Genomic DNA, 1255 nt, shown 5'->3' on the forward strand with positions numbered 1-1255 from the left:
CAGGCCGATGATGTGCTGCCGTCGGTGACGAGTACGGACTGGGTCACCTACGCCGACCGGGTCGTGGTCGTCCGGCCCACCTCGGACCGGGAGATCCCGGCCACCGAGGAGGAGAACGAGGCGGGAGAGGGATACATCGGACGCAGCGCCACCCTGGCCGTGGACAAGGTCCTGTGGAGCCGGTCCGGAGCGCCCGCCGTCCCGCGGTCACTCACCCTGGACGTGGCCGGATGGGCGTTCAAGGACGACCAGCGGCAGGAGTTCGCGGTCCACGACACACCCCGCCTGGAAACCGGCCACACCTACATTGTCGCCCTCGCCCGACTCGACGACGGCACCTGGTCGATTCTGGGCAGCGGAGCCTCACTGCCCTATGACGGCGGCGTCATCGGCAACGGCGAATCCGAAGGCAACACCGTCGAAGCACCTTCGAAGGGCTCCGGGGACAGTGTCAGGGAACAGATGGCCGGCAAGTCGGCGCAGGCGCTGATCGCCCTGCTGGAGAAGGCCGTCCCGGACCCGGCTGCGGCCCCCTATGCGGACCTGCCGCCGGAGGAACGCTACGCGAAGGCCGGGGCATCGAGGTGAGGAAAGGGCGGTAAAACCGTCTGGGGTCCGCCTTCACCGGTGTGACAGGTGAAAGCGGACCCCAGGTTCACATGACCGGTCCCGTTCAGCTCGCGTCGGGCGCCGGTGCCGTGTCGTTCAGCAGGGACACCAGTGCGTCCTCGGACTCACCGTTGACCTGGGCCTCGACGCTGTCCTCGACGTCGTGCGAAGTGCCCGGCGCCGTACGGGCGGCGGACACACTCTTCGAAGCAGGCTTGGCGGCTTCGACGGTGTTGCCTTCGGATTCGCCGTTGCCGATGACGCCGCCGTCATAGGGCAGTGAGGCTCCGCTGCCCAGAATCGACCAGGTGCCGTCGTCGAGTCGGGCGAGGGCGACAATGTAGGTGTGGCCGGTTTCCAGGCGGGGTGTGTCGTGGACCGCGAACTCCTGCCGCTGGTCGTCCTTGAACGCCCATCCGGCCACGTCCAGGGTGAGTGACCGCGGGACGGCGGGCGCTCCGGACCGGCTCCACAGGACCTTGTCCACGGCCAGGGTGGCGCTGCGTCCGATGTATCCCTCTCCCGCCTCGTTCTCCTCCTCGGTGGCCGGGATCTCCCGGTCCGAGGTGGGCCGGACGACCACGACCCGGTCGGCGTAGGTGACCCAGTCCGTACTCGTCACCGACGGCAGCACATCATCGGCCTG

General features: G+C 68.6%; 2 pseudogenes. One reads left to right on the forward strand and one right to left on the reverse strand.

The features are described from left to right. Positions 1-588, forward strand: a pseudogene (locus RH94_RS09085) (hypothetical protein); the annotation flags it as partial. 85 nt (positions 589-673) lie between these two features. Here the strand turns inward: RH94_RS09085 and RH94_RS09090 are convergent. Beyond that, positions 674-1255, reverse strand: a pseudogene (locus RH94_RS09090) (hypothetical protein); the annotation flags it as partial.

Source organism: Streptomyces kebangsaanensis, from assembly GCF_001906585.1.
GTDB classification, from domain to species: Bacteria; Actinomycetota; Actinomycetes; order Streptomycetales; family Streptomycetaceae; genus Streptomyces; species Streptomyces kebangsaanensis.